We start from the raw sequence: 24,921 nt of genomic DNA, 5'->3' as shown, positions 1-24,921 counted from the left end.
CCAGGTCCGGACACGGAGAATGGGTACGTTGGTTGTGCTCGATCTGATGGGTGGCGTGGCGCTGTTGCTGTGGGGCCTGCATATGGTCCACAGCGGGATTTTGCGTGCGTTCGGTCCTGACCTCAGGCATCTGCTCGGCAAAGCCCTCGGCAACCGCTTCAGCGCCTTCGCCGCCGGCCTTGGCCTCACCGCGCTGCTCCAAAGCAGCACGGCAACGGCCCTGCTCACCAGCTCTTTCGCCGCCGAGGGTCTGCTGAGCCTCGTCGCTGCGCTTGCCATCATGCTCGGGGCCAATGTCGGCACAACCCTGATCGTGCAGGTGCTGTCGTTCAATATCGCCGCCGTTGCGCCCGTGCTATTCGTGCTCGGCCTCGTCGCCTTCCGCGCGGGCCCGCGCTCGCGGATCAAGGACATCGGCCGCGTCTGCATCGGCCTCGGCTTGATGCTGCTGTCGCTGCACATCCTGCTCGACACGCTGGCGCCGGCGGAGAATGCGCCCGGCATGCGGGTGGTGATGACGGCGATCACGGGTGATCCCGTCCTTTGCATCGTGATTGCCGCCCTCCTCACCTGGCTGGTGCATTCGAGCGTCGCCAGCGTGCTGCTGATCATGTCGCTGGCCTATTCGCAGTTCATCACGCCGTATGCGGCTCTCGCTTTGGTGCTTGGCGCCAATCTTGGCAGCGCCATCAATCCCGTGTTCGAAGGCACCAAGCGCGACGACCCCGCGAGCTACCGCCTGCCGGTCGGCAATCTCGTCAACCGCGTGGTCGGTATCGCACTGGTCCTGCCCTTCCTGGGCACGATCGCGGATCACATCCACGCCTGGCAGCCGGACCTTGCCCGGATGACGGCCGCCTTCCATGTCGCGTTCAATGTCGGCACGGCCATCCTCTTCGTCGGCCTGCTCGATACCCTGTCGCGTCTGCTCACCCGGCTGCTGCCCGATCGCGTGCAGGAAACCGATCCCGCCCGGCCGCGCTATCTCGATGAGACCGCGCTGGAGACTCCGTCACTGGCGCTTGCGGACGCCGCCCGCGAAACCCTGCGCATGGGCGATCTGGTCGAGACCATGCTGCGCAAGGTGATGGCCGCGATGATGACGGGCGATCGTTCGCTGGTCGACCAGGTCTCCAAGATGGACAACATCGTCGACGGCCTCGACGAGGCCATCAAGCTCTACGTCACCAAGCTGACCCGCGGCAGCCTCGACGAGAGCGAGGGCCGGCGTGCGATGGAGATCATCTCCTTCGCCATCAACCTCGAACATATCGGCGATATCATCGACAAGAACCTGAGCGAGCTCGCCACCAAGAAGATCAAGCGGCGCTTCCAGTTCTCGCCCGAGGGCGCGGACGAGCTCGCCGCCTTCCACAAGCGCACGATGGATTCGCTGCGGATCGCTTTCGGCGTGTTCATGTCGGGCGATGCCAACGAGGCCCGCAAGCTGCTGGTGGAAAAGACCGCGCTGAAGAACACCGAGCTCGCCGCCGTCGAGCGCCATCTCGACCGCCTGCGCGAGGGCCGGCCCGAGACGATCGAGACCACATCGCTGCACCTGGATGTGCTGCGCGATCTCAGGCGCATCCACTCGCATATCTGCTCGGTCGCCTATCCTGTGCTGGATGCGGCGGGCGAGCCCTATCGCCGTTCCGAGGCGGAGACATCAGCCCTGCCCGCCTCAGGCGCGACGGCGCTGCCGCGCTAGGGCTGCGCGCACCAGCACGGCACCGCCCGACAGCAACAGCCCCGCTGCGCAAAGCAGCGTCGGGGCGATCCACAATGTCAGGAACGACAGCAGGCGAGCATCGCCGGGGCGCTGCGGATCGTAGGCGATCCTGACCGGCTCGCCATCGGCATAGGGCTGTGCGGTCGATCCGGATGGGGAGGTGAACGTCATCACGCGGCCGTCGCGTGTGGTGAATTGAAAGGTCGGATGGAGAAACGTGCCGCCGTGGTTTCCACCGCTTCGTGCGACGGCACCGACGAAGCGCGCTTCGGTCTGCTCGGCCCTGGCAAGAAAAGCGATCGTGTCGCCCAGATCGAAAAGGCCGCGCCCGAGCAAGGTCAGGCCGACCAGGAGGACCAACAGGAACAGAACTAGCGGGATTTTGCCCATGCCGATCCGGAGATTTGCATGTCGACGCGAGCCCTGAATCAGCGATCCAACGTCTTCGACGCGCGGCCGCGGTTCTTGATGATCAGCATGATGTTGCGGACGTAGATGATCGTCGCCAGCGCCTGTCCGAGGATGATGACGGGCTCACGTTTGACGACGCCGTAGACCAGCGTCATCAAGCCGCCGCCCATCGAGCAGAACCAGAACGCCATCGGCACTACGCTGTTGCCGGCGCGCTCGCTCGCGATCCACTGCACCAGGAAACGCGCGGTGAAGAACAGCTGCGCAACCAGGCCGAACGCCAGCCAGAAATCGAACTTGGCGACGAAGACGTCGTAGAGATAATTGCTCAACGCCTGTCCGTATTGGATGATCATGCGTTCACCTCAGTTACTTCCGGCGTCGGCTTCTTGCGGCGGATCAACCACCACACGCCGGCGAGATCCATGATCCCGATCCACAGCCGGTCGAAGAAGCCGTAATTGGACACGCCGGAATGGCGGGGCCGGTCGATCACGTCGACATAGGCGATATCGAAGCCTTCGCGGCGCATCAGCGCCGGCAGGAAGCGATGCAGCCCGTCGAAATAGGGCATCATCAGGAAGACCTCGCGGCGGAACGCCTTCAGTCCGCAGCCGGTGTCGCGCGTGCCGTCCTTCAGGATGGCGCTGCGAACCTTGTTGGCCACCCGCGACTGGAACTTCTTGAAGCCGGTGTCCTTGCGCCCGACGCGCTGTCCGGCGGCAAGGCCGACATTGACGCCCTTCTCAACCGCCGCGATCAGGTCCGGCAGGAAAGCAGGATTGTTCTGGCCGTCGCCGTCGAGCGTCGCCACGATCGCGCCGCGCGCCGCGCGCACGCCGCTGCGAACCGCGGCCGACTGGCCGGTGGATTTTGCGTGACGAAGCTGCCGCAGATTGCCGCGCTGCTTCATGATCGCCGCGAGCCGTTCGCCGGTCGCATCGGTCGAGCCGTCGTTGACATAGATGATCTCATAGGCCCAGCGGCCATCGAGCGCGGCCGTGATCTCCTCGATCAGGGGCGCAATGTTGTCGGCTTCGTTGCGCACGGGGACGACGATGGAGACCGAAGGCTGGGACGACGACAAATCGAAAGCTCGTGGTTGGATTGGCCCGTTCCCGGGAACCCTTGGCCCGGGAAGCAGCCGCTTTTATGAGGCGGATGGGCCGCGGGCAACCCTTTTGAGGCGCCCTGGAAGCGCTCCTGGAAGCGGCACGATGCTGCCGTCGGCGCGGATGGCGAAGGCGAGCCGGCGCGCCGCAAACCAATAGCGGACCGCCATGGCGCCGACCATGCCGACCAGCGCACCGGCCGTGACGTCACTCGGGTGATGCGCCAGCAGCACCAGGCGCGTCAGCAGGATGACAACGGCGTAAGTGAACATGACCACGCGCAGACGCGGCCAAAGCGCCGAAACCGCAAAGGCGAGCGCGAACGCCGTCACCGCATGCCCCGACGGCAGGCTGGCATAAGCCCCCGTGCCTTCGAGCGGGATGAAATTGAACGGATCGGCTTTGCCGCCGACGAACGGACGTCCGCGACCGATGAGATATTTCAGGATCTCGGTGACGAACACCGACAGCGCAACAGACAGAAACAGATATTGCAGCCGCGTCCCGAAGCCGAGCAGCAGCGCCCGGCGGCTGCCATGCATTCCGCTCGCGACGAGCGCCACGACCACCAAGGCTGCGCCCAGCACCCAGAGCACGTTCTCGTCCTTGCCGAAATCGGTGAGGATGCGGATCGGCCACAGCCAGGCCGTGCCGCGAGCCGGCATCAGCTGGATCTCGGTCCCATCGAACGCGAGCATCAGAACGATCACCAAAGCGGCACCCGCCGCGCTGAGCCACAGCGAATGCCGCGCCAGTTTTCGCGCAGCCGCAGCACGGCGCGAATGCGACGGCGAACGCACGAGCTGCGCGAGCGCCCGTCCCACGACAGAGACCAATTGCGTGGGGTAACTCGCACGCGGCGCGATGGTGGCCGTATCAGGCATCCTAGTCAGGGCCCTCGGAACGGAAGATCGAGATCGAGATCGCACGCCCCTGCGAGAAATTATAGCCGTCGATACGCGCGCCGACCTTGTAGCGCAGCCCGATCGCCTCGGCGCGCTGCACGAAGCTGCGCTCCGAGCGCTGCTCGACCAGGGCAAACCGGCAGCTTCCCTGCCTGAGGAAATCGGCAGCCCCCGATCCGTCGGTCAGCAGCGTCTGGGTGCCGGTCAGGAACACAAGGCTCGGCTCGGCATAGCCGGCCGAGGCCGCCCTGGGCCCGACGCAAGTCACGTTGCGCAGCGCGCGCGCGACCTCGATGCTCGGAAACAGCGGCGTCAACGACGGCAGCACGATGCCGTAGACCGCGACGGCCAGCATGAGCGCTGCGACCAGCGCGTTGAGCAACGAGCGCTCGGCGCGATTGGTGTCGACCAGCCACCAGGCGAACAGGCCGAAGATCAGCGAGGCCGCGATGAACGGCCAGGCCACGAAGGCCGGCTGCCGCGTCAGCATCACCGCGCCGACGACTGCGATGATCGAACCGCCCGCAGGGATCACGAACCACCAGGCCGAGCCGCGCGCGAGCCACGAGCGCGACAGCACGTTTCGCTCCACCGCGCCGGCGGTGAGGATCGCAATCGCGGGATAGAGCGGCAACACGTAATGCGGCAGCTTGGTCAGCACCGCCTCGAACACGATCCAGGACGGGATCAGCCAGGCCAGCAGGAATTGTGCGCCGGGCTCGCGCCGCGCCCGCCACACCGCCGGCGCCGCCATCGCCGCAAGCGGCGCGCCGGGCCAGAAGGTGATCCAGAACAGCGCCAGATAGACACCGGGCGGCGCGCCATGGGATTCCTGCGCGCCAATCTTGCTCAGCATGTCGCCGCCGACGGAATCCGCAAAGAAGGCATCGCCGGCGCGCCAGAAGATCGCGACGAACCAGGGCAGCACCAGCACCAGCACCCACATCAGACCCCAGACCGGGCGCAAGCGCCACAGCCAGGAGGCATCGCGATCCTGGATCGCGAGCGCGATGATGGTGAGCCCTGCGAACATCAGGATCAGCGGGCCCTTGATCAGAATGCCGACCGCGAGCGCGGTCCAGAAAATCGCCGGCCAGCTCCAGGGCGGATGGGCCTCGTCCTCGGCACGCTGCCAGGACAGATAGGCGCGTGACATCGCGCCCATTGCGGCGACCACCGCGAACAGCAGCACAGCGTCGGTCTTGGCGAGGCGCGCCTCGACACCAAGCAGCACGGAGGCGGCCATCAGCAGCGCGGCGAGCACTGCCCCGCGCCGCGTGACGAAGCCCAGCGCCGTCCAATAGGTCATCAGCACCGCGCCGATCGCACCGATCAACGAGGGCAGCCGATAGACCCAGATGCGCAATTCGGCCTTGGGAAGCTTCAGCACCGTGGCCACTTCGACGGCCGCGGATTGCAACCAGTAGATGCCGACCGGCTTCTTGTAGCGAACGTCCTCCTGGAAGCGAATGTCCACATAGTCGCGGCTCTCGACCATCTGCTTGGTGGCCTGCGCGAACCGTGCCTCGTCGCGGTCGACGGGCGGGATGGTGAAAAATCCCGGCAGAAACAGCAGCAGCGCGCACAGCACCAGGAAGCCCACGGCGCGGGCGTGGCTGGCGGTGACAAAGTCGAGCATCAGCACAAGCCGACTGCCCGGATTCACGGGCGTTTTCGGCTGTCGGGGCGCTCCAAATCGGGGAGTCGGATAGGTCTCGGCCATTGGTTCCGCTTACGCTGAAACCGCCATCGCCACAACCGCTTAAGCCGCTCTCATTGAATTCGAATGACGACTGTGTCCGCGGCGCCCGTGGCGTCGATCACCGTCAGCCGTGCAAAGCCCGGACCGGGCGGATCGATCAGGCGCTGGCGCCGTCCGTCGATCTCGCCGAGCGCCGTTCCGTTGACCATGACAGTCATCGGCAGTACCCCGCCGGCGACCTTGACCGGCATGGCGGCCGCCTCCGCTCCGCCCGACCGATCCACGTCGATCCTGCTACCGTTGAGCGGGAACTGGATGTGAAGCGCCTGCTCGCCGCCGGTCCGGACCAGTTCCCCGACGGGCCGGAACCGTTTCAGCGGCAACGGCAACTTGGCGTTGCTGGCAAGGAGGGTTCCCTTGGGGGGCTTTGGCAGTGGGGTCAACGTCTTGCCGGTCCGCGCGAAGGCATCGAACAGGATGGGCGCGGCGGCGAGGCGGCCGATCAGGCCGGGCACCGGCGCGCCATCGGGCCGGCCGACCCAGACGCCGATGGTCATGCGGCCGTCGAACCCCACCGACCAGGCATCGCGATAACCATAGGAGGTGCCGGTCTTGAAGGCGATGCGGTTATGGGCTGCGTTCTCCGGCGGCGGGGTTCCCAGCAGCACGTTGCCGACCTGCCAGGCCGCCACGGGGTCCAAGAGCCGCAGCGGCTCGCGATCATCCTTGGTGGCCATGATCTCGCGGAGTGGCTTGGTGGTGCCGAGCCGAGCGAAGCCTGCATAAAGCTGCGCCAGATCCTGGAGCGTAATGCCGACACCGCCGAGGCCCATCGCGAGCCCTGGCGACTCGTCCTTGGGCAGAACCAGATTACCGCCGGCCTGCCGCAGCCGCGAGGCCAGCCGGCTCGAGCCGACGCGGTCGAGCAGCACGATGGCCGGCACGTTCAATGACATCTGCAGGGCCTTCTTCACCGGCACGGTGCCCTGGAACGTCATGTCGAAGTTTTCGGGCGCGTAGGAGCCGAAGCGCACCGGACGATCGTCGATCAGGCTGTCGGGGTGAACGAAGCCGTCCTCGAAAGCGAGGCCATAGATGAACGGTTTCAGCGTCGAGCCCGGCGAGCGGATGGCGCGGGTCATATCGACCTGCCCTGCCCGGCTCACATCGAAATAATCGGCCGAGCCGACACGAGCGAGCACGTCACCGCTCTCGACGTCGACGACAATGATGCCGACCGAGATGTTCGGCCCCAGCGCAATGGCGCGGTCGCGCGCAAGCGGCTCCAGCACCTTCTGCAGATTTGAGTCCAGCGTCAGCTTGATAACAGGCGCATCCTTGACCGTTGCCAGCGCGTTGTCGGAGGCATGCGGGGCCAGGATCGGCATCGGCTTGCGCAGCGTTGGCACTGGCACGGCCTTGGCCTGCTTGGCATCCTCGATGCTGACCACATGCTCCTCGACCATGCGGTCGAGCACGCGATCCCGCGCGATGCGCGCGGCGTCGGGATAACGGTCGAGCCGACGGGTTTCCGGCGATTGCGGCAACGCGACCAGGAGCGCGGCTTCCGCCAGCGACAGCCGCTTCGGCTCCTTGCCGAGATAAGCGATCGATGCGGCACGAATGCCTTCGAGATTGCCGCCATAGGGCGCAAGCGCGAGGTAGAGGTTAAGGATCTCGTCCTTGCTCAGCTTCCGCTCCAGCTCGATCGCGCGGACGATCTGATGCAGCTTTGCGTAAAGCGAGCGTTGCCGCCGCGGCTCCATCAGCCGGGCGAGCTGCATCGAGATGGTCGAGCCGCCCGACACGATGTGACCGCGCGTGCCGAGCTGCACCGCCGCGCGCCCGAGCGCCAGCGGATCGATGCCGTCATGGGCGTAGAAGCGCTGGTCCTCATAGGCGAACAGCAGCTTCAGGTAAGTCGGATCGACATTCGTCTTGGCATCAACAGGCAGACGCCAGCGCCCATCCGCCATCGCGTAGGCACGCAACAGCTTGCCGTTGCGATCGACGACAGTGGTCGAGACGCGTCGCGCCTCGTCGAGCGGCAGCGGGCCGAGGGAATAGACCCAGCCGACGAAGCCGATGATGGCGAGGATGAAGGAGAGAGCGAGGGCGGAGAGGAGGCGATGGCCGTGCTTTACGGCGCGGCCGTCGTTCCGGGATGGTCCGAAGGACCAGACCCGGAACCTCGAGATTCTCAGGCGCGCAATTGCGCGCCATAGTTCGGCTCTTCGAGCCGCCCCGGAATGACGGGAGTTATTATCGCCGTCGCGCATCCCACCACTCACTTCGCCGCCCGCACCTCGACTGTGCCCGTGCCGGTGCGGCCGTAGCGCGAGGGGTTGTACATGTCCTCGACATAGGCCTGCGGCAGCACATATTTGCCCGGCGAGACCACGCGCACGACATAGGCGACGGTGAAAATCGCCTTGGAATCCGAGGCCCGGTCGACGGCCGCGGTGAAGCGGTCGTCGCGGAATTCGGTATCCTCGGGCTCCGCGCCATCCTCGATCCAGTCCAGCGTGCCGCTGTCGCCCGAGGACACCAGCTTCGGATTGTCGATCTCGAGACCGGCCGGCAGATAGTCGGACACCATGATGTGGCCGTATTCAGGCTTGGCTTCCGTAATCTTCAACACCACGGCAAAACGGTCGTTCTGCTTGACCTTGCTGATGTCGGCCGGCTTGCCGTCGAGCGTGAAGTAGTTCCGTTCGATCTTGAAGCCGTTCGACGCGGCCGGCTCCGGCGTCACCGGCGAGCCCGATACCGAGATCACCGCCTGCACCGGCGCATCGCCGGTGTTGGTGATCTTCAGCGGCTTGCCGCTCAGCGTATCAGCCTTGTAGCTGCGGTAGAGCGCAGTCTTGATCGGCTGGCCGTCGACCTCGATCGAGAGGTTTTCCTTGGCCAGCGCCCGCGCGGCCAGCACCAGCCATGCATTCTCCTGCGTGGAGGTGTAGGGCGTCAGCCCGCGCGCGACTTCCACCCGCGAGACCGCTTGCGTCAGCGTCGCCTTCGGCGCATTGCCTTCGCTGGCGAGCGAGACCAGCGCGGCGGCATCGCGGAGCTGCGAGCCGTAGTCGCTACGGCCGAACTCCAGCACCGGCTTTGGCGCCAGACTGTCGAGCGCCGCGCTGTAGACCCGCTCGGCGCGGTTGCGATCGCCGACCAGAGCGAGCGCCGCCGCAAGCTGAGACTTGGCGATCGGCGTCGCCAGATTGTTCAGCTTGGTGTCGGCGAGATAGCGGAGATCGCCGATCGGAGCTGCGCCATTGCGGGCGAGCACGTAGAGGCCGTAAGCGAGATCGCGGCCACCGTCTTTCTCCGGCTCATTGCCGTTGACGACAGAGTTTCTGATGCGGTCGAGCGCGTTCTTGAACAGAATGTCCGGCACCACAAAGCCCTTTTCACGGGCGCGAGTCAGGAAGTCCGTGACGTAGGCATCGAGCCAGGCGTCATCGCCGCCGGCCGACCACAGGCCAAACGAGCCGTTGGAGCCCTGACGGGCCAAGAGCCGCTCGATGGCGTCGCGGATGCGCTGGTCGACCTCGGTATCCATGGCGAGATGCGCCCCGGCCGCGAGGTCGTTGACGTAGAGCAGCGGCATCGCGCGGCTCGTGATCTGCTCCGAGCAGCCATAGGGATAGCGATCGAGCGCCTTGAGGATGGTCGCCGCATCGAGCGCGGTCGACAGGCTCGCCGAGACCGAGACGCTGCCGGTGCCCGGCACGAGGTCGGAGAACATGTCCGAGGTCAGCGTCAGGCTCTCGCCTTTCGCCAGCGTCCGGATCGAGCGCCGCGCCAGCACCTGGGTTGCCGCCTTGACGTCGAGCGCGTAGTGGCGCGCCAGCGTCAGGCCATTCGGCCCCTTGATGTCGACGTCAAGCGTTGCCTGCCCGGCCGCGGTGGCATCGATGGCAAGCGCGGACGAATTGCGCTGCTTGGCGGCGAGCTTCACCGTGGTGGCAGGGTGGCCCGTCATCTTTACCGGACCGCCTGTCTTGACGCTGATGACGTAATCGCCGGCCTGGCCCTCGACATTGTCGATCTCGAGATTGACCGTGCCGTGGTCGCCATTGAGCAGGAAGCGCGGCAGGGTCGTGGTCAGAACCACGGGATCGCGGATCACGACATCGGTGTTGGCGCGGCCGAGTTTTGTCGCGGTCCACGCCACCGCCATCACGCGCGCGGTGCCGGCAAACTCCGGAATGTCGAAGCTGACCTCCGCCGTGCCGTCGGCGCCGACGGTGACGATGCCGGAATAGAGCGCGAGCGGTTTCTGCGCGGGCGGTGAGCCCTGCAGCTCGGCAGCGCCGGCGTCGCCGCCCGACTTGATCTGGCCGCGCGTGCCGGACATGCCGTCGATCAGCTGCCCGTAGAGATCGCGGATCTCCGCGGAGAGCTGACGCTGGCCAAGATAATAATCGTCCGGCGCCGGCGGCTTGTAATTGGTGAGATTGAGGATGCCGACATCGACCGCGGCGATCACGATCTTGGCGTCCTCGCCAGGATTGAGCCCGTCGAGCCTGACCGGGATCTTGAGCATCGAGTTCGGCCGGATCAGATCCGGCGGCGTCAGCTTCACGGCAAGCGTGCGCGCCTGCTTGTCGATGCCGAACCATTTCAGGCCGATCGCCCGGCCAGGCATGCGCTGGGCGGCCGCATCGAGTGGACGGCGCAGCGTCGCCACCACATAGGCGCCGGTGCCCCAGTCCTTGCCGACCGGGAGCTTCACCTGCGCGGTGCCTTCCTTGACGTCGACGGTCTGCGTCGTCAGCAGGCGGTCGCCGACCACATTGACGGTGAGCTTGCCGGCGGAGCGGACATTGACCGACACCGTCATGGTATCGCCGGAGGCGTATTGCGGCTTGTCGATCGAGGTCTCCAAGAGGTCCGGCGTGTCGGCGCTGCCGTCGGAATACCAGCCGACGTCGAACTGCACCGAGGTCACCGGACCGTCGGCGTCATTCGACTTCACATCGAGCCGGTAGCGGCCGGGCCGGGGTGCCAGTGAAATCCGCGTCGGCTTGTCGGCGGCGACCGTGACCTCACCGTCGGCGACGCGCGAGGTCGACTTGACCGGCTCGTACTCCCAATAATTGTTCTGGCGGTACCACTGGTAGCGCGACTCCATCTTCAGGAGCTCGTAGCGCAGGCCGTCGCGGGGAAGCGTCTTGCCCTCGGGCGAGACGAACACGACGTCGAACTCGGCCTTGTCGCCTTCCGCGACGTTCTTGTCGCCGAACAGCGGCTTGATGCCGATCAGCGCGGTCGCGGGCGCGACCGGCAGAACGAGCTTGCGCTCGACGGCGCGGCCCCCCGTCTCGACCATGCGGACGAAGATCTGCGCCTCCTGCGGACGGGTCGAGGCCGGCTGCTTCTCCAGCGTCACCGGGAAGGTCGCAACGCCATTGGCGTCGGCCTCGGGCAGGTTCTCCAGCGGCGTGCGCTCGTTCGAGGTGGTCTGCTCGTCATCGACGCCGAACTGGTAGCCCGCATAGCCGGGCCGCCCGGAGGCTGGTGCAATCAGCATGTCGCCTTCGAGGCTGAGGCCAGAAGCCGGCGCGCCATAGAGGAAATGACCGTCCGCCTTGAGCTCCACAGGAGCGTTAGCTTTGATCAGCTTGTCCTTGGCGGACAATTCGAATTCGATCCGATCGGGGACGTAATCCTCGACCATGAAGGTGGTCTCGCCGACCGACGAGCCCTTCGGATCGGTGAAGGCGCGCACCCGCCAGGTCCCGGTCGGAACGGCCGAGTTGAGCGGCACGGCAAGCGTGCGGCCGCCGGCCCCCTGGTCAGCCAGCACGGCGCGGCGGAATTCGACGCCATCGGGACGCTCGATCACGAGCGTCAGCGGCCCACCATTGACGGCATTGCCCTGCCCGTCGCGCAGCAGCGCGGTGAGATAGACGGTCTCGCTGGAGCGATAGACGCCGCGCTCGGCATAGACGAAGGCATCGGCACCCGCAGGCACGACGCGGCCCGAGACACCCCGGTCACTGAGGTCAAAGGCCGAGCTCTTCAGGCTCAGGAAAGCGTAGTCGGCCTTGTCGCCGGTCACCGTCAACATCGCGGGCGACAGGCCGCCCTCGCCGCGCGCCAGCCCCGCCTCGAACAGCACATGGCCGGCATCGTCGGTCTTGCGCGTCGCCAAAATCTCGTTGTTGCGGGCGACCAGCCGCACCTCGGCTTTGCCGACCGGATCGGTCGAGGCCAGTGAGTTCACGAAGACATGGATGCCGTCATTGCCGGAATAGGCTGACACGCCGAGGTCGGAAACGATGAACCATTGGGTTGCGAGCTGATAATCATCGTCGCTGCCCGGCCCCTTGGCCGCCGCCGTCATCACATAGACGCCGGGCTGCAGCTCGCCCAGCGCCTCGTCGACCGGGAATGCGGTGGTGACGTCCTGGTTCAGCGTCATCGCGGTCGCGAGCTCGCCGGACCAGACCTTGACGCCGCGCTCGTTGCCGAGATCGCTGAGCTGGTACTTCGACAAAGTCTTCTGGAAGTCGCTGTCGACCACCGTGTTGATCAGGTTGCGATCGCCGATCCGGAAAACATTGATGTTCACCGCGGGCGTGTTGACGCTGACCACGGGAATGCCGCGCTGGCCGGTCCGCGGCAGCACGTAGGCGCGGCTGGTGAAGCGCACGAACGGCTTGCGGTCGCGCACATAGATGTTGAACTCGGCCGATTTCGGCAGGCCTTCCTTCACCGTCGACGGCAGGCCGGCACGTAAGTTGATGTTGTAGCGCTCGCCATGCTTCAGCCCGTCGACGCAGAGCTGCTTGCCCTCCGCCGACAGCGCCGGCTTGTCCTGACCTGCGAGCGCCAGGAACGGCGCGAAATCGGTGCGCTTGGCGAGCTCTTCCGAGAACTGGAAGCAGGCGCGCGGGCTCGCCGAATCCGAGTCCACGGTATAGTCGAGCAGGCGGAAGCCGTGCTCGTCGCGCAGCTTCTCGTATTGGCCGCGGACATCGGCGACCTCGCGCATGTCCAGCGACAGCCGCAATGCGTCGAGCGAGGGGCGGAACAGATGCCGTTCGGCGAGCGACTTGCCGAGCACCGCGAGCGCATCGGCCTCCTCGCCCTGATTGCCGGCGCGCATGTAAGCGATGTAGGCGGCCGTCGAGGCCCGTTCCCAGAGGAACGTCTGCTCGCTCGAGCTCCGCGGCGTGATCTGGAAGATCACCTTGGCGAGCCGCAGCCAGTTACCGGCGTCATCGGGCGTGGTCGCGGCGATCTGGCCAAGGACGGAGAGCCCGGTGCGGTAATCGTTGCGCTTGAAGGCGGCGTCGGCGTCCGTCTTCAGCGTCGCATTGGTCTTGGCGACCGGCCCTGCCTCGCTCTTGATCTGCGCCTCCAGCTTGATCGCAGAATCAGCGAGATCGTCGCGCTTGAACGTCTTGTCGGCGGCATGCGCCGCGCTCAGGCCAAACGCCAGCGTTGCGCAGAGGGTGACGGCGCGAACCAGACCGATCATGAATGGACTCCCGGAAATCGCGGACGAGCGCCGCGGCGACGATAATGTGTGCGGAAAGATGACGGACTCGTGGCGATGGAACCAAAGGTGCAAAACGTCGCATTCGCCATGGCAAGGCACGCCCAGAGGAGACCGATCACGCTACCGCCGCGCACGCCGTCCTGAGGCGCAGGCAATATCGGACCAGTCGACCGGCGACCGTGTCCCGGAAGCTGGTCAGCGTTGCCGGCGACGTGATCCGTCGTCCAGTCCGCTGCCGCTCAACCCGGCACCCTGACCCTTCACCGTTCCGGTTTGTCGCAGCACTGAGGAAAACGGTTCGGTTCAGGCTTGGCGAAAGACCAGATTTTTCATATTGCCATGATATATGAACAGCCGGGCCCCAACCCGGGCTGGCCGGAACGGTCCCGTAGCTCAACTGGATAGAGCATCAGATTTCTACTCTGAGGGTTGCAGGTTCGATTCCTGCCGGGATCGCCACCCTTTCAACTTCCAAATCAAAACCTTGGCAAGGTATCCGCTTCGTTCTTGCGCCCGATCCGTGTTGCGCAACGTCGCATGGCGCCGACAGCAAATTCCACGCGTTGCGCGGCACTACAAATCACTCCAGGCAACACGGCAGCAACACGCTCATTCGCTTTCCGTTCACGAACGCCGCGCTGCGATGATCAACGCAATACTTACAGGGATCGGGTGAGGCGCCGTCGCGATCCTTAGGACCAACGACTGGCAGTAGCTCGCGCTCGTTCAGTGCCACAAGGAATCGACTATTTGACTCTCGACAGTATCGAGTTTCGATCGCGGAATGAGTGTCCGCCTTCTCAAACACGAAGCCGTGCCCGGCACAGGAAGCTTCGAGGTCCGCTTCGCGGATGGTCGCCGAAGTCGATACTTTTATTTCGACGACCTACCATCGCGACGGCTCCGTCCAGGACAAGTCCCGCGCGAGCAAGCGATCGATTGGGCGAGAATGTTCGCACGAATTATGCGTGGCTTGATCGACGGTTGGGACTAGAGGGTTGGGACTAGAGGAAGGAAAGAGGCCGCCAACTGAGGCGGCCCAACGTCCGGGTGTTCCGCTTGTAAGTACACGTCCGAAGAACAAAAGCAGGCCTATTATATTCAAAGTCCGTTCTCGACCGGAGAACAAAGAGACAAGGGGCGGCCAACGCGAGCAGCATAGCTTGAGGCTGGCTTAATCATCCCAGGTTCGGTCGCCGCATTCGCATTCGAATGCGCGCACGGTCGTACCGTGGTCTGGGAAATACACCACCCTCAACAAGCGAAGCGTTCTTCCGCAAAATCTACACTTCCTGTCGGGTCGGCTTTCGGTTTCGCCGATCTTTTCCGCCTTAAACAGTTCCATCTGGCTTTAGCCAAGGTGTTGATGCCTTAGATTTGGGCACAGATCCCGCGCGTTGTCTGCTCAAAAATTAACCTATGTTATCCTCAAACGCGCTCCCTACCTGGGTGTTCCGCTTATAAATACACGTTCAAAGACAAAGCAGGATCAGCACAACCTTCCTCCGCCCGGAGAACTATGGGCCCGCCAGCGCGAACCGGTGGCTCCCTCTATATTCTACGTCAGCGACCATGCAGGGTTGCGGTTCATTGAACCACCGTCGGCCGTCGAGCGATCTCGGTCTTCCGCGCCATCGTTGCCATCGTCAGCACTGCAACGCGCGCGATGAATGCCGTACTTGTCCGGATGTTCGACCAGGTGGTCGCGACCAAACGGGCCCTACGGCCCGATGCGATCAGTCCCTGCGCTCGATTCGTCTTCGCGACGATCGCGCGCAAGCTGATGCCACGCCAGCGCCAGTTCGATGAGGCGCTGCCGGTCGGGGCCTTCCGACTCGGCGGCACGCTTCATAGCTGCCTCGGCTTCATGCTGTGGATCGTACTCGGTACACATGAGTGCCGACTCTAACCGCTCGATCCGGACAAGTGCGTGGCAATTTCGTCCGTATGATTGCGGATAACGGGGCGTGTTGCTGATGATTTCAGCACGCTCTAATTGTGACCTCCATAGAATTGCACTGGCGGTTTCAAACCGCCGGCAAGGGCCCGCCGCGCACGATGGTGCTGATCATACACACAAAGCGGTGAGGCCCGTTCATTTGCGCCGATCTGTGAATTGCATCACAGCCGTGGCTCGGCGCGTCCGCTAAAGAGCGACATACTGCTCCGCAGAACGCGACAGAGGATCGATGGCTATCCCCCTCACGAGACGAGAAGCCGAAGCGCAAGCGCCCGCGTCGACGCGCAAGGCCGACCTGCAAGGCTTCGCCTTTCTCGCAACCATAGCCATCGTGATGACCGCCTGGATCGGTGCCCTGGTCTGGGCTGCGATGGCGTTCCTGAGCTGGCTTGTCTCGTAGCGCGAATGGCGCGCTAAAACAGGAGGTGCACGATCTGCACCCCCTTGATACCCCCGCAAACGATCATGGCCCATAGCGCCAAGCTGATCTGGATCGCGTCCAGCATGTTCCCGTCCCCTGCGACTCACTTTTGATTTTTTCTTTGATCAATGCGTGACGCCACAATGAGCGCCAGTGGAAATTAAAGGCAGTTGTTGCGCGCCGCCACAGAGATTGATTTGCAAAAAAACGGCCTTCTGTCATTTCCGCAAACAACAGCCTTCTGTCATTTCCGCAAACAAATGAGGCGGGCTTGAGCCCGCCTCGTTCAATTCAGATCTCGCTGAGACGCTCAGTAACAGGCGCGCGGATCGACCTGCACATACTGGCCGCTGGGATAGCGGTAATAACAAACCCCTTCGGCGACATAGTAGCCCGGACGTGAAGCGGCCGTTGCTCCCGCGATGGCACCGGTTGCACCGCCGATGACCGCGCCCGCAGCCGCACCCGAGGCGTTGCCCGAAAGCAGGCCGCCGAGCACACCGCCGACAATGGCGCCGCCCAGCGCGCTCGCGCCGGGATCGGGCGCCGGCGGCGGGGGCGGAGGTGGTTCGTAAGCCACGGGCGGACCCGGCGGCGGCGCGTAGGCCACCGGCACGTCGTCCACATATTCCTCGGAGATATAAGCGGGTGGGCCGTCCATCCGCTGCGGATAATAGTACCAGACCCCGCCGACGTCCCACCACCAGCCGGGACGGCCATTATGGACCTCATGACGCCAGCGGCCGCCCTCCCAGGCAAGATTGCCACGGTAGGTATGTCCACCCCAGTCACGCGCGGGCGCAGGACCGCGCGCCATGGTGCGGCCGGGCCTCGGGGACGGACCATCGGCACGGTGCGGACCGGCTCCAGGCGTCACGTGGGCCTGACCGCCAGGTTGGGAGCCGGATCGCCCTGCCTGCGGTGGTGGACCTTTGCGGGTGTTCTGGTCGGCCGGTGGCGGGCTAGCTGCGCCCTGCCCTGGCGGTTGACCTGCGCCCTTGGGCGGACCCGCGTCCTGCGCCTGGGCGGACAATGCCAGCAACGACATGGCCGAAACCACGGGAAGGATGATCTTCATACGGCTGGACGCACTCATTCGTGCCTACCCCTTAACTTTCAGAAATTGCCGTGGCCCATGCGCGATAGCCGATTCCGATCGCATGTGGCTGATGCCGGCTGACATAACTGATTTGCCAGATTGAGCTGCAAAGGCCGCTACGTCCCGTTACATCTGGTTAAGATCGCGGCGAATTTTCGTCCGGACAGGCGGTAAACCCGGCCTAGCGCGCCGGCTCGATCACATCGCAATTGCGTCGCCCCGACATCAGGCAATCCTGCATCTTGCTGGCGGCGGTGAGATCCCGAGCGAGCCACAGGCCAACTGCGAGAAGGGCGGCAGCAATGATGAGCCCCGCGACCGCGCCGCGACGGCTGTCGCCGGATTGGGATTTGGGGGATTGGGGTTTGGGCGAAGCGTTGGGCTTCTCTACGGGTTCGGGCATCAAGTCAGGCTCGGACATGGCGACCTTGGCGCTCGCTGAGGCCGTTTATCACCTCCGCGACGTCACGTCACATCCCCGCGCGGCCGTCGCCGCCCGACCCTTGGCCGCTCAACGTTGGCCGTTCAACCCTTGGTCTGCCGCACCGCTTCCTTGCGCAAGGTCTCGACCGCCGGGATCGCCTGCTGGGTGCGCGGCGCGCAGCTCGTCAGGATGAACGCGGTTTGGGTACACTCCCAAGCGGCGCCAAGAACGGCACTCTCGATCGGCTGCGGACGGGCAGCCAACAGGACCGCGCTAACGACCGCCACTGCGGCGACCACGATCGCAAGGGCTTTCGGGCTCAGCCGGAAGAAGATCATGCCCGTGCTCCGTCTCGTATGGCGGACGCTAGGCGCCGCCGCTGGGTGCCCTTATGAGGGACATCACAATTCGGCAGTTTTTCCGGGCTACGAAGGGTCGGCTGGTTCAGCGATTTCGTGGACCTGATCGGCTGCGAATATGGGTGGCTTCGCGACGCGTGGCGATGTACACGCTTCTGCGTCGCGTGGCGCCTGCTTGTGCCCAGCCGACGTACCAACAGGCAGTGATTTAGGATCGAAAGCGAGGAAGACAAGGCTCGTCGAATGAGTGGATTTAGGGAACCCGGCTTCGCAGACCGGCAGAAGGCGGCGCTGGAAGCCCGCAAAAATCTTTTGAACAAATTCAAGTCGCAGCCGGGACCTGACGATCCCGCTGTGTTGGCGAAGCGCGCCGAGCGCGAGGCGCTCGCGGCCAAGCGCGCCGAAGCGAAGGCTGCGCGCGAGGCCGAAAAAGCCGAGCAGAAGCGCCGCGAGGAAGAAGCCAAGGCCGCTGAAGCCGCGCGCCTTGCGCGAGAGGCCGAGGACGCGGCTGCCAAGGCGGCAGCGCTCGAGGCCGAGCAGAAGGCCAAGCGCGACGCCCGTTACGCCGCCCGCAAGGCCAAGCGGAAGTAAGCTTCAACAAAATTTGACCTGGGGCCCATCGGCTCCAGGTCAAATCGTGCCGCACCAGCCGCGAACGCGAAACGCGACGACGGGCCGTGGATGGACGAGGCAGATGCTGGGCATGCCGGGCTCGCCCCGTTGGAGGCCGCCGGCATGACAGCAGAAGATCAGTTCTTCTTCATCATCCCGTCGTCTTTTTTCATGCCATCCTTCGCCATCGTATCCTTCTTCATGCCGTCGTCCTTGGACATGTGATCCTTCTTCATGCTGTCCTTGGACATCGTGTCCTTCTTCATCATGCCGTCGTCCTTGCCCATCTTGTCCTGGGCAAAAGCGGCCGGCGACAGCGCCAGGCCAAGCGAGAGAGCGGCAGCCGAGACGCCGAGCACGATGCGGGTGCGAATGGTCATGAGAGATAATCCCTTCGAGATGGTGTTGTGAAAGCGACAGGTGCCGCTACTCAATCTCGACGGATCGACACGCGCGCTTGTTACGCGACGTTGCGAAGTTTTTTCGTCAGCCTCCGCGCGCTTGGGCGATCGTTTCCCTGACCAAAAGCGTTATCGGCCGAAACACGAAGGCTCGGCGAGTGCAGCGCAGCAAGGCGAACACTTGCCGCGGCCTTCCATCTCGAACTATCAGATGAGAGAACTCAAGGTCCTAGACCGGCTAGAATGGGCCTCCGTGCCGGTCTCACGACCCGCCAGATCACTCAGATGAGAAGCGTTCAAAGAACCGTCGAAGGGGATACTTCATGTTCACGCGTCGTCACCTGCTCGCGACAGCCGTCGCAGCCCCCGCCATTCTCCGCTTCGGCATCGGCACCGCGCACGCCGCGACCACGCTGAAGATCTCGCACCAATTCCCCGGCGGCACCATCGACAAGGGTGATTTCCGCGACCGGCTCTGCCGCATGTTTGCAGCTGAAGTCGCCAAACGCAGCAATGGCGACATTGCCGCCGAGATCTATCCGAACTCGTCGCTGGTCAAGACCAACGCGCAGTTCTCAGCGATGCGCAAGGGTGCGCTCGACATCTCGCTGTATCCGATGCCCTATGCCGGCGGCGAATTGCCGGAGACCAATATCGGGCTGATGCCCGGCCTCGTCACCACCTATGACCAGGGCATGCGCTGGAAGAAGGAGCCGGTCGGCAAGGCGCTCTCCGACTTCCTCGCCGACAAGGGCATCATCCTGCTCACCTGGGTCTGGCAGGCCGGCGGCGTCGCCAGCCGTTCCAAGCCGATCGTGGCGCCGGAAGATGCCAAGGGCATGAAGGTGCGCGGCGGCTCGCGCGAGATGGACATGGTGCTGCAGACCGCCGGCGCCTCGGTGCTGTCGGTACCGTCAAACGAACTCTACGCGGCGATGCAGACCGGCGCATGCGATGCCGGCATCACCTCCTCCACCAGCCTGATCTCGTTCCGCCTCGAAGAGGTCGCGAAGTCGCTGACCTCGGGCGCCGGCGCGTCCTACTGGTTCATGCTCGAGCCATTGATGATGTCGAAGGCGATCTTCGACAAGCTGCCGAAGAACCAGCAGGACATCCTGGTCACTGTGGGCCAAGAGCTCGAAGCCTTCGGCCGCAAGGGCGCGCAGGATGACGACGTCGAGGTCGCCAGGGTCTACGAGAAGGCCGGCGCCAAGGTGAGCGCGCTCGATGCCGCCACCGTCGGCAAGTGGCGCGACATCGCCCGCGACACCGCGTGGAAGGATTACGGTGCCAAGACGGCGACCGCCGCCAACCTGCTCAAGCTTGCCTCCGACGTCGCTGCATGAGCCACGGTCCTCAGCCGGATCGTGACGATCAGGCCAATGCTGCCGCAAGGACCGGCCTTGCGGCAACGCTCGATCGCGGCCTCGCCCTCCTCAACCGCATCATCATCGTGTTCGCGGCGCTGGCGCTGGTCGCGGCCTGCGCCATCCTGAGCTACAGCGTGCTCAGCCGCGCGTTGTTCAAGGCCGCAAATTACTGGCAGGACGAGGCCGCCGTGTTTCTGCTGGTCGGCGCCACCTTCATGACCGCTGCCTATGTGCAGCAGAATCGCGGCCATATCGGCATCGAAGCCTTCGTCGGCCTGCTGTCGCCGCTGGCGAATAGGGTCCGGCTCTGGATCGTCGATGCCGCCACGTTCCTGTTCTGCGCCTTCTTCACCTGGAAGTCGTGGACGCTGACGCATGAGGCCTATGTCGACGGCCAGGTCTCGAACTCGATGTGGTCGCCGCCGCTGGCCATTCCCTATTCGCTGATGGCGCTTGGCATGAGCCTGCTCTGCCTCCAGATCCTCGTGCAGCTGGCGCTGCCCTTCGCAGGAGCCAAGCGGCCATGAGCGTTTTCGGCATCGGTATCGCTTACGGCGTTGCGACGCTGCTCGTGATGTTTTCGGGCATGCCGATTGCGTTCGCGCTCGGCGCGGTCGCGGTCGTGTTCATGGGCATCTACATGCCCTCGGCCTCGCTCGATACGGTGACGCAGAACGTCTACGAGGAAATGGCCTCGATCACGCTGCTGTCGATCCCGCTGTTCATCCTGAAGGGCGCGGCGATCGGCAAATCGCGCGCCGGCCAGGATCTCTATTCCGCGCTCCACGCCTGGCTGCATCGCGTGCCCGGCGGCCTCGGCGTCGCCAACGTGTTTGCCTGCGCGCTGTTTGCGGCAATGGCGGGCTCGAGCCCCGCGACCTGCTCGGCCATCGGTTCGGCCGGCATCCCCGAGATGCGCAAGCGCGGCTATTCCGGCGGCTTCGCGGCCGGCATCATCGCCGCCGGCGGTACGCTCGGCATTCTTTTGCCGCCCTCGATCACCATGATCCTGTTTGCGGTCGCGGCCGAGAAGTCGCTTGGACGCCTGTTCCTCGCCGGCATCGGGCCCGGCCTGTTGCTGGTCTCGCTGTTCGGATTCTATGCGGTGTACCGCTTCCGCCGGGAATATGCTGCGGCCGAAGCGATCTACAAGAACGGCGGTCCGGAGACGGCAATCCTCGCCCGCGACGAGTACACGCTGGCCGAACGCTTCAGCGTGCTGCCACGCGTGATCCCGTTCGTCCTCTTGCTCACCGGTGTCATGGCCGCGCTCTATGGCGGCTTTGCCACGCCGTCGGAGACCGCCGGCCTCGGCGGACTTCTGGCGCTGGGGCTGATCGCGGCGATCTACGGCGTGTGGCGGCCGGAAGATCTCGGCCCCATCATGAAGTCGACGATCCGCGAATCGACCATGCTGATGATGATCATCGGCATGTCGCTGCTCTATTCCTACGTGATGAGCTATCTGCACATCTCGCAATCGGCCGCCGAATCCGTCGTGGCGATGCACCTGCCGCGCTGGGGCCTGCTGCTCGCAATCCTGGTCATGGTCGTCGTGCTCGGCTTCTTCCTGCCGCCGGTCTCGATCATCCTGATGACCGCGCCGATCATCCTGCCGCCGTTACGCGCCGCCAATTTCGACATCATCTGGTTCGGCGTGGTCATGACCATCGTGATGGAGATGGGGCTGATCCATCCACCCGTCGGGCTCAACATCTTCGTCATCCGCAACGTCGCGCCGGATATCCCGCTGAGCGAGGTGATCTGGGGTACGCTGCCTTTCGTGCTCCTGATGATGGGCGCGGTGCTGCTGCTCTGTCTCGTGCCGGAGATCTCGACCTGGCTGCCGGATCTGGTGATGGGACCGGACGGAAGCAGGTGACAGCAGAACAGGTGCAGTAGGGTGGGCAAAGGCGCGTAGCGCCGTGCCCACCACTCCTGAATGGTGGGCACGCTTCGCTTTGCCCACCCTACGGCACTGAGCCTCAGGGCGTCGCCCGCTTCGTCTTCGCATTCAGCGCGGACGCCACGCGGCTCACCGGCGGTTTGCCCAGAACCGCGCTCATCTCATTCGTCGCCGCCAGCAGCTTCTCCATATCGACGCCGGTCCTCACGCCCATGCCCTCGAGCATGTAGACCACATCCTCCGTCGCCACATTCCCCGTTGCCCCCGGCGCGTAGGGACAGCCACCGAGCCCGCCGGCGGCGGCATCGATCACGCGGACGCCCTCCTCCATCCCAGCATAGAGATTGGCCAGCGCCTGGCCGTAGGTGTCGTGGAAATGCATCGCGAGCTTTGCGGCGGGAACGTTCGCCGCGACAGCGCGCAGCATCTCCTTGGCCTTGGTGGGCGTGCCGACACCGATGGTGTCGCCGAGCGAGATCTCGTAGCAGCCGAGATCCCACAGCGTGCTGGCGAGATCGGCCACCGCCTTCGGCTTGATCTCGCCGTCGAACGGACATCCGAGCACGCAAGAGATATAGCCGCGCACCGGCACGCCATCGGCCGCGGCGCGCGCCAGCACCGGCTTGAACCGCTCGATCGATTCCGCAATCGTGCAGTTGATGTTGGCGCGCGAAAAGCCTTCGGAGGCTGCCGCGAACACGGAGACCACTTTTGCGCCTGCGGCACGCGCAGCGTCGTAACCCTTCTCGTTCGGCACCAGCACGTGGAATTCGGCGCCCTTGATGTGGCTCACGCCGCGCAGCACGGCATCTGAGCTCGCCATCTGCGGGATCGCCTTGGGCGAGACGAAGGCGCCGACCTCGACCGTATCGAGCCCGGCCGCAACCAGCGCCTCGATGAAGGCGATCCGGGCCTCGACGCTGACAGGCGTCTTCTCGTTCTGGAGGCCGTCGCGCGGGCCCATCTCGATGATGCGGACGGGGTCACTCATGTCACTCTCCGGAGGCCTCGACCACGGCGAGCTCGATGCCTTCCTGCACGATGTCGCCGACTTTGCATTTGATGGACTTCAGCACGCCGGCATAGGGCGCCCGCAGCGTCTGCTCCATCTTCATCACTTCCAGCGTCAGGATGGGCGCGCCCTTCTCGAGCCTTGCGCCTTCCTCGGCCAGAACGGCGACGACCGTGCCCGGCAGAGGCGCTGCGATCTTGTCTTCTCCGACATGCTCCTCGCTCTCGCCGCCGAACGGATCGACCCAGTGCAGGTCGAAACGCCCATGGCGTGTGCGCAGATACAGCTCGTGGCCGTCGATCACGGCGGCGACGGATGATTTGACGCCATCCAGCGTCAGATCGAAGCCGCCATCCTTCGGCGCAATCGCGAACGCCAGCTCGCGCTCGCCGATCAGCAGCGTCGATGGCCCGCTGCCATAGTTCAGCGCAATCTTCTGCTCGGGGCCATGGCCGACGCGGAAGGCAAAATTGCGCTGGCGGCGGCCGACCGGCTGCCAGCCGAAGGTCTGCCATGGCGAACGCGGCTCGCCTTGCTCCGCCTGCCGCTCGTCATTGACGATGGCGGCAACCGCGGCACAGAGCTCGAGCTCGCCCGGTGCCGGCGCCGCCGATGTCAGGACCGCCAGCTCACGCTCGATGAATCCGGTGTCGATCGCATTGGCCCGCACCTTCGGATGCGTGATCAGCGCCGACAGGAACGGGATATTGGTGACGATGCCACGGACGTCCGAGTCTTCCAGCCCGCGGTTGAGCCGGTCGATCGCCACATCGCGCGTCGGCGCCCAGGCGATCATCTTTGCCAGCATGGCGTCGTAGTACGGCGAGACGCTGTCGTCCTCGCGATAGCCGGCGTCGATGCGCAGGCCGCCTGTCTCGGCAGGCAGCCGCCAGGTCGAGATCCTCCCGACCGAGGGCATGAAATTCTTGGTGGGGTTTTCGGCATAGACACGGGCCTCGATGGCGTGGCCGTTGAGCTTGATCTCGTCTTGCTTCAGCGGCAGCGCCTCGCCGAACGCGACGCGCAGCTGCCATTCGACGAGGTCGACGCCCGTAATCAACTCGGTCACGGGATGCTCGACCTGAAGACGCGTGTTCATCTCGATGAAGAAGACGTCCTTGCCGTCGGAGACGAACTCGATGGTGCCGGCGCCGACATAGTTCACCGCGCCCGCCGCCTTTCGCGCGGCAGCGCAGACCGTTTCGCGCTGGGCTGCATTGAGCGTCGGCGACGGCGCCTCCTCGATCACCTTCTGGTGGCGGCGCTGCAAGGTGCATTCGCGCTCGAACAGCGACAGCAGATTGCCGTGGCTGTCGCCGATGATCTGCACCTCGATATGCCGGGGATTGTCGACGTACTTTTCGATCAGCATGCGGTCATCGCCGAACGCGGCCTTGGCCTCGCGCTTGGCGCTGACGATCGCCGGCCCGAGTTCGGCCGCCGAGCGCACGATGCGCATGCCGCGGCCGCCGCCGCCGGCCGATGCCTTCACCAGGATCGGGAAACCGACCTTTTCGGCCGCCTTCGCCAGCGTTGCATCGTCCTGCGCGTCGCCATGATAGCCGGGCACCAGCGGCACGCCGGCCCTCTCCATCAGCGCTTTCGAGCCTGATTTCGAGCCCATTGCATTCATCATCCCGGCGGTCGGGCCGACGAAAACGAGGCCGGCATCGTAACAGGCCTGCGCGAATTCGGCATTTTCAGACAGGAAGCCGTAGCCGGGATGCACGGCGTCGGCGCCGGTCTTGCGCGCGGCCTCGATCAGCCGCTCGATGTCGAGATAGCTGTCGCGAGCCCGCGCGGGTCCGAGCAGCACGGCCTCATCCGCGAGCGCCACATGCATCGCGTCGCGGTCGGCCTCGGAATAGACGGCGACGGTGCGCAGCCCCATGGCACGCGCCGTGCGGATGACGCGGCAGGCGATCTCGCCACGGTTGGCGATCAGGACGTTGCGAAAACGGCGGTAGAGCTTTGTGCGGTCCATC

The 24,921-nt window shown here is 64.8% G+C and carries 20 protein-coding genes and 1 tRNA gene; 7 read left to right on the top strand and 14 right to left on the bottom strand.

From position 1 onward, the window contains the following. Window positions 1-19: 19 nt before the first annotated feature. Window positions 20-1,708 (top strand): Na/Pi cotransporter family protein, encoded by a 1,689-nt coding sequence (locus XH98_RS12390; RefSeq protein WP_271618741.1) that lies wholly within the window; start codon window positions 20-22, stop codon window positions 1,706-1,708. On the opposite strand, the gene XH98_RS12385 is transcribed toward XH98_RS12390, so the two are convergent. The 7 genes from XH98_RS12385 to XH98_RS12355 all read right to left on the bottom strand — a co-directional run bounded on the left by XH98_RS12385 (window position 1,682) and on the right by XH98_RS12355 (window position 13,351). Further along, entirely contained in the window at window positions 1,682-2,119 is a 438-nt protein-coding gene (locus tag XH98_RS12385) for a DUF3592 domain-containing protein (protein ID WP_271618740.1), read from the bottom strand. The two genes, XH98_RS12390 and XH98_RS12385, sit on opposite strands and share 27 nt — an antisense overlap. 38 nt (window positions 2,120-2,157) lie before the next feature. Continuing rightward, the gene (locus XH98_RS12380) at window positions 2,158-2,496 is read right to left on the bottom strand and encodes a lipid-A-disaccharide synthase N-terminal domain-containing protein (RefSeq protein ID WP_027557997.1); all 339 of its coding nucleotides are present in this window, start codon (window positions 2,494-2,496) and stop codon (window positions 2,158-2,160) included. Beyond that, window positions 2,493-3,227 carry a glycosyltransferase family 2 protein gene (locus XH98_RS12375; RefSeq protein WP_271618739.1) on the bottom strand — a complete coding sequence of 245 codons (735 nt, stop codon included), beginning with the start codon at window positions 3,225-3,227 and terminating at the stop codon, window positions 2,493-2,495. Before XH98_RS12375 ends, XH98_RS12380 begins: the two co-directional genes overlap by 4 nt. Window positions 3,228-3,290: 63 nt before the next feature. Further along, entirely contained in the window at window positions 3,291-4,136 is an 846-nt protein-coding gene (locus tag XH98_RS12370) for a phosphatase PAP2 family protein (RefSeq protein WP_271618738.1), read from the bottom strand. Between the two features lies 1 nt (window position 4,137). Continuing rightward, the gene (locus XH98_RS12365) at window positions 4,138-5,880 is read right to left on the bottom strand and encodes an ArnT family glycosyltransferase (RefSeq protein WP_271618737.1); all 1,743 of its coding nucleotides are present in this window, start codon (window positions 5,878-5,880) and stop codon (window positions 4,138-4,140) included. Between the two features lie 50 nt (window positions 5,881-5,930). Then, on the bottom strand, window positions 5,931-8,138 hold the full coding sequence (gene pbpC / locus XH98_RS12360; RefSeq protein ID WP_271618736.1) for a penicillin-binding protein 1C: 2,208 nt from the start codon (window positions 8,136-8,138) through the stop codon (window positions 5,931-5,933). An 8-nt stretch (window positions 8,139-8,146) separates the two neighbouring features. Then, window positions 8,147-13,351 carry an alpha-2-macroglobulin family protein gene (locus XH98_RS12355; protein WP_271618735.1) on the bottom strand — a complete coding sequence of 1,735 codons (5,205 nt, stop codon included), beginning with the start codon at window positions 13,349-13,351 and terminating at the stop codon, window positions 8,147-8,149. Between the two features lie 403 nt (window positions 13,352-13,754). On the opposite strand from XH98_RS12355, the gene XH98_RS12350 reads away from it, so the two are divergent. Next, window positions 13,755-13,831, top strand: a tRNA-Arg gene (locus XH98_RS12350). 1,261 nt (window positions 13,832-15,092) lie between these two features. On the opposite strand, the gene XH98_RS12345 is transcribed toward XH98_RS12350, so the two are convergent. Beyond that, window positions 15,093-15,224 carry a hypothetical protein gene (locus XH98_RS12345; RefSeq protein WP_271618734.1) on the bottom strand — a complete coding sequence of 44 codons (132 nt, stop codon included), beginning with the start codon at window positions 15,222-15,224 and terminating at the stop codon, window positions 15,093-15,095. A 337-nt stretch (window positions 15,225-15,561) separates the two neighbouring features. On the opposite strand from XH98_RS12345, the gene XH98_RS12340 reads away from it, so the two are divergent. Beyond that, window positions 15,562-15,732 carry a hypothetical protein gene (locus XH98_RS12340; protein ID WP_271598751.1) on the top strand — a complete coding sequence of 57 codons (171 nt, stop codon included), beginning with the start codon at window positions 15,562-15,564 and terminating at the stop codon, window positions 15,730-15,732. A 331-nt stretch (window positions 15,733-16,063) separates the two neighbouring features. Here the strand turns inward: XH98_RS12340 and XH98_RS12335 are convergent, their stop codons facing one another. From XH98_RS12335 to XH98_RS12325, 3 genes are all read right to left on the bottom strand, one after another. After that, window positions 16,064-16,849 (bottom strand): hypothetical protein, encoded by a 786-nt coding sequence (locus XH98_RS12335; protein ID WP_271618733.1) that lies wholly within the window; start codon window positions 16,847-16,849, stop codon window positions 16,064-16,066. A gap of 184 nt (window positions 16,850-17,033) precedes the next feature. Beyond that, window positions 17,034-17,255, bottom strand: coding sequence for a hypothetical protein (locus XH98_RS12330; RefSeq protein ID WP_442868569.1), 222 nt, complete (start codon window positions 17,253-17,255; stop codon window positions 17,034-17,036). Window positions 17,256-17,377: 122 nt separating this feature from the next. Then, entirely contained in the window at window positions 17,378-17,614 is a 237-nt protein-coding gene (locus XH98_RS12325) for a hypothetical protein (RefSeq protein ID WP_271618731.1), read from the bottom strand. 264 nt (window positions 17,615-17,878) lie between these two features. On the opposite strand from XH98_RS12325, the gene XH98_RS12320 reads away from it, so the two are divergent. After that, window positions 17,879-18,226: a DUF6481 family protein gene (locus XH98_RS12320; RefSeq protein ID WP_271598748.1), complete on the top strand. Its 348-nt coding sequence runs from the start codon at window positions 17,879-17,881 to the stop codon at window positions 18,224-18,226. Window positions 18,227-18,384: 158 nt separating this feature from the next. Here the strand turns inward: XH98_RS12320 and XH98_RS12315 are convergent, their stop codons facing one another. After that, window positions 18,385-18,627, bottom strand: coding sequence for a pentapeptide MXKDX repeat protein (locus XH98_RS12315; RefSeq protein ID WP_271598747.1), 243 nt, complete (start codon window positions 18,625-18,627; stop codon window positions 18,385-18,387). Between the two features lie 344 nt (window positions 18,628-18,971). Here XH98_RS12315 and XH98_RS12310 point away from each other — a divergent pair, with 344 nt between their 5' ends. From XH98_RS12310 to XH98_RS12300, 3 genes are read left to right on the top strand one after another with little or no spacing between them, the layout of a single operon-like run. Beyond that, the gene (locus XH98_RS12310) at window positions 18,972-19,994 is read left to right on the top strand and encodes a TRAP transporter substrate-binding protein (RefSeq protein WP_271598746.1); all 1,023 of its coding nucleotides are present in this window, start codon (window positions 18,972-18,974) and stop codon (window positions 19,992-19,994) included. After that, window positions 19,991-20,545, top strand: a complete 555-nt coding sequence (locus XH98_RS12305) for a TRAP transporter small permease (RefSeq protein ID WP_271598745.1) — start codon at window positions 19,991-19,993, stop codon at window positions 20,543-20,545. Before XH98_RS12310 ends, XH98_RS12305 begins: the two co-directional genes overlap by 4 nt. Beyond that, window positions 20,542-21,900, top strand: a complete 1,359-nt coding sequence (locus XH98_RS12300; RefSeq protein ID WP_271598744.1) for a TRAP transporter large permease — start codon at window positions 20,542-20,544, stop codon at window positions 21,898-21,900. Before XH98_RS12305 ends, XH98_RS12300 begins: the two co-directional genes overlap by 4 nt. Before the next feature lie 103 nt (window positions 21,901-22,003). Here XH98_RS12300 and XH98_RS12295 read toward each other — a convergent pair whose 3' ends face one another. Both XH98_RS12295 and XH98_RS12290 read right to left on the bottom strand, forming a co-directional pair. Next, window positions 22,004-22,915 (bottom strand): hydroxymethylglutaryl-CoA lyase, encoded by a 912-nt coding sequence (locus tag XH98_RS12295; protein ID WP_271618730.1) that lies wholly within the window; start codon window positions 22,913-22,915, stop codon window positions 22,004-22,006. A gap of 1 nt (window position 22,916) precedes the next feature. Continuing rightward, window positions 22,917-24,920 carry an acetyl/propionyl/methylcrotonyl-CoA carboxylase subunit alpha gene (locus tag XH98_RS12290; protein WP_271618729.1) on the bottom strand — a complete coding sequence of 668 codons (2,004 nt, stop codon included), beginning with the start codon at window positions 24,918-24,920 and terminating at the stop codon, window positions 22,917-22,919. Window position 24,921: the final 1 nt, after the last annotated feature.

It is taken from the genome of Bradyrhizobium sp. CCBAU 51745 (genome assembly GCF_028128715.1).
Taxonomy (GTDB): domain Bacteria; phylum Pseudomonadota; class Alphaproteobacteria; order Rhizobiales; family Xanthobacteraceae; genus Bradyrhizobium; species Bradyrhizobium manausense.
The sequence above is the reverse complement of the archived record's forward strand: the minus strand, read 5'-3'. Positions and strand labels throughout refer to the sequence as shown.

Bases quoted from the DNA above. Each gene is read 5' to 3' on its own strand.
- XH98_RS12315 (WP_271598747.1), bottom strand. From the start codon at position 18,627: ATGACCATTCGCACCCGCATCGTGCTCGGCGTCTCGGCTGCCGCTCTC.
- XH98_RS12305 (WP_271598745.1), top strand. From the start codon at position 19,991: ATGAGCCACGGTCCTCAGCCGGATCGTGACGATCAGGCCAATGCTGCC.
- XH98_RS12290 (WP_271618729.1), bottom strand. From the start codon at position 24,920: ATGGACCGCACAAAGCTCTACCGCCGTTTTCGCAACGTCCTGATCGCC.
- XH98_RS12365 (WP_271618737.1), bottom strand. From the start codon at position 5,880: ATGGCCGAGACCTATCCGACTCCCCGATTTGGAGCGCCCCGACAGCCG.
- XH98_RS12370 (WP_271618738.1), bottom strand. From the start codon at position 4,136: ATGCCTGATACGGCCACCATCGCGCCGCGTGCGAGTTACCCCACGCAA.
- XH98_RS12335 (WP_271618733.1), bottom strand. From the start codon at position 16,849: ATGAGTGCGTCCAGCCGTATGAAGATCATCCTTCCCGTGGTTTCGGCC.
- XH98_RS12325 (WP_271618731.1), bottom strand. From the start codon at position 17,614: ATGATCTTCTTCCGGCTGAGCCCGAAAGCCCTTGCGATCGTGGTCGCC.
- XH98_RS12345 (WP_271618734.1), bottom strand. From the start codon at position 15,224: ATGAAGCGTGCCGCCGAGTCGGAAGGCCCCGACCGGCAGCGCCTCATC.
- XH98_RS12385 (WP_271618740.1), bottom strand. From the start codon at position 2,119: ATGGGCAAAATCCCGCTAGTTCTGTTCCTGTTGGTCCTCCTGGTCGGC.
- XH98_RS12320 (WP_271598748.1), top strand. From the start codon at position 17,879: ATGAGTGGATTTAGGGAACCCGGCTTCGCAGACCGGCAGAAGGCGGCG.
- XH98_RS12300 (WP_271598744.1), top strand. From the start codon at position 20,542: ATGAGCGTTTTCGGCATCGGTATCGCTTACGGCGTTGCGACGCTGCTC.
- XH98_RS12340 (WP_271598751.1), top strand. From the start codon at position 15,562: ATGGCTATCCCCCTCACGAGACGAGAAGCCGAAGCGCAAGCGCCCGCG.
- XH98_RS12310 (WP_271598746.1), top strand. From the start codon at position 18,972: ATGTTCACGCGTCGTCACCTGCTCGCGACAGCCGTCGCAGCCCCCGCC.
- pbpC (WP_271618736.1), bottom strand. From the start codon at position 8,138: ATGCGCGACGGCGATAATAACTCCCGTCATTCCGGGGCGGCTCGAAGA.
- XH98_RS12390 (WP_271618741.1), top strand. From the start codon at position 20: ATGGGTACGTTGGTTGTGCTCGATCTGATGGGTGGCGTGGCGCTGTTG.
- XH98_RS12355 (WP_271618735.1), bottom strand. From the start codon at position 13,351: ATGATCGGTCTGGTTCGCGCCGTCACCCTCTGCGCAACGCTGGCGTTT.
- XH98_RS12295 (WP_271618730.1), bottom strand. From the start codon at position 22,915: ATGAGTGACCCCGTCCGCATCATCGAGATGGGCCCGCGCGACGGCCTC.
- XH98_RS12380 (WP_027557997.1), bottom strand. From the start codon at position 2,496: ATGATCATCCAATACGGACAGGCGTTGAGCAATTATCTCTACGACGTC.
- XH98_RS12330 (WP_442868569.1), bottom strand. From the start codon at position 17,255: ATGCCCGAACCCGTAGAGAAGCCCAACGCTTCGCCCAAACCCCAATCC.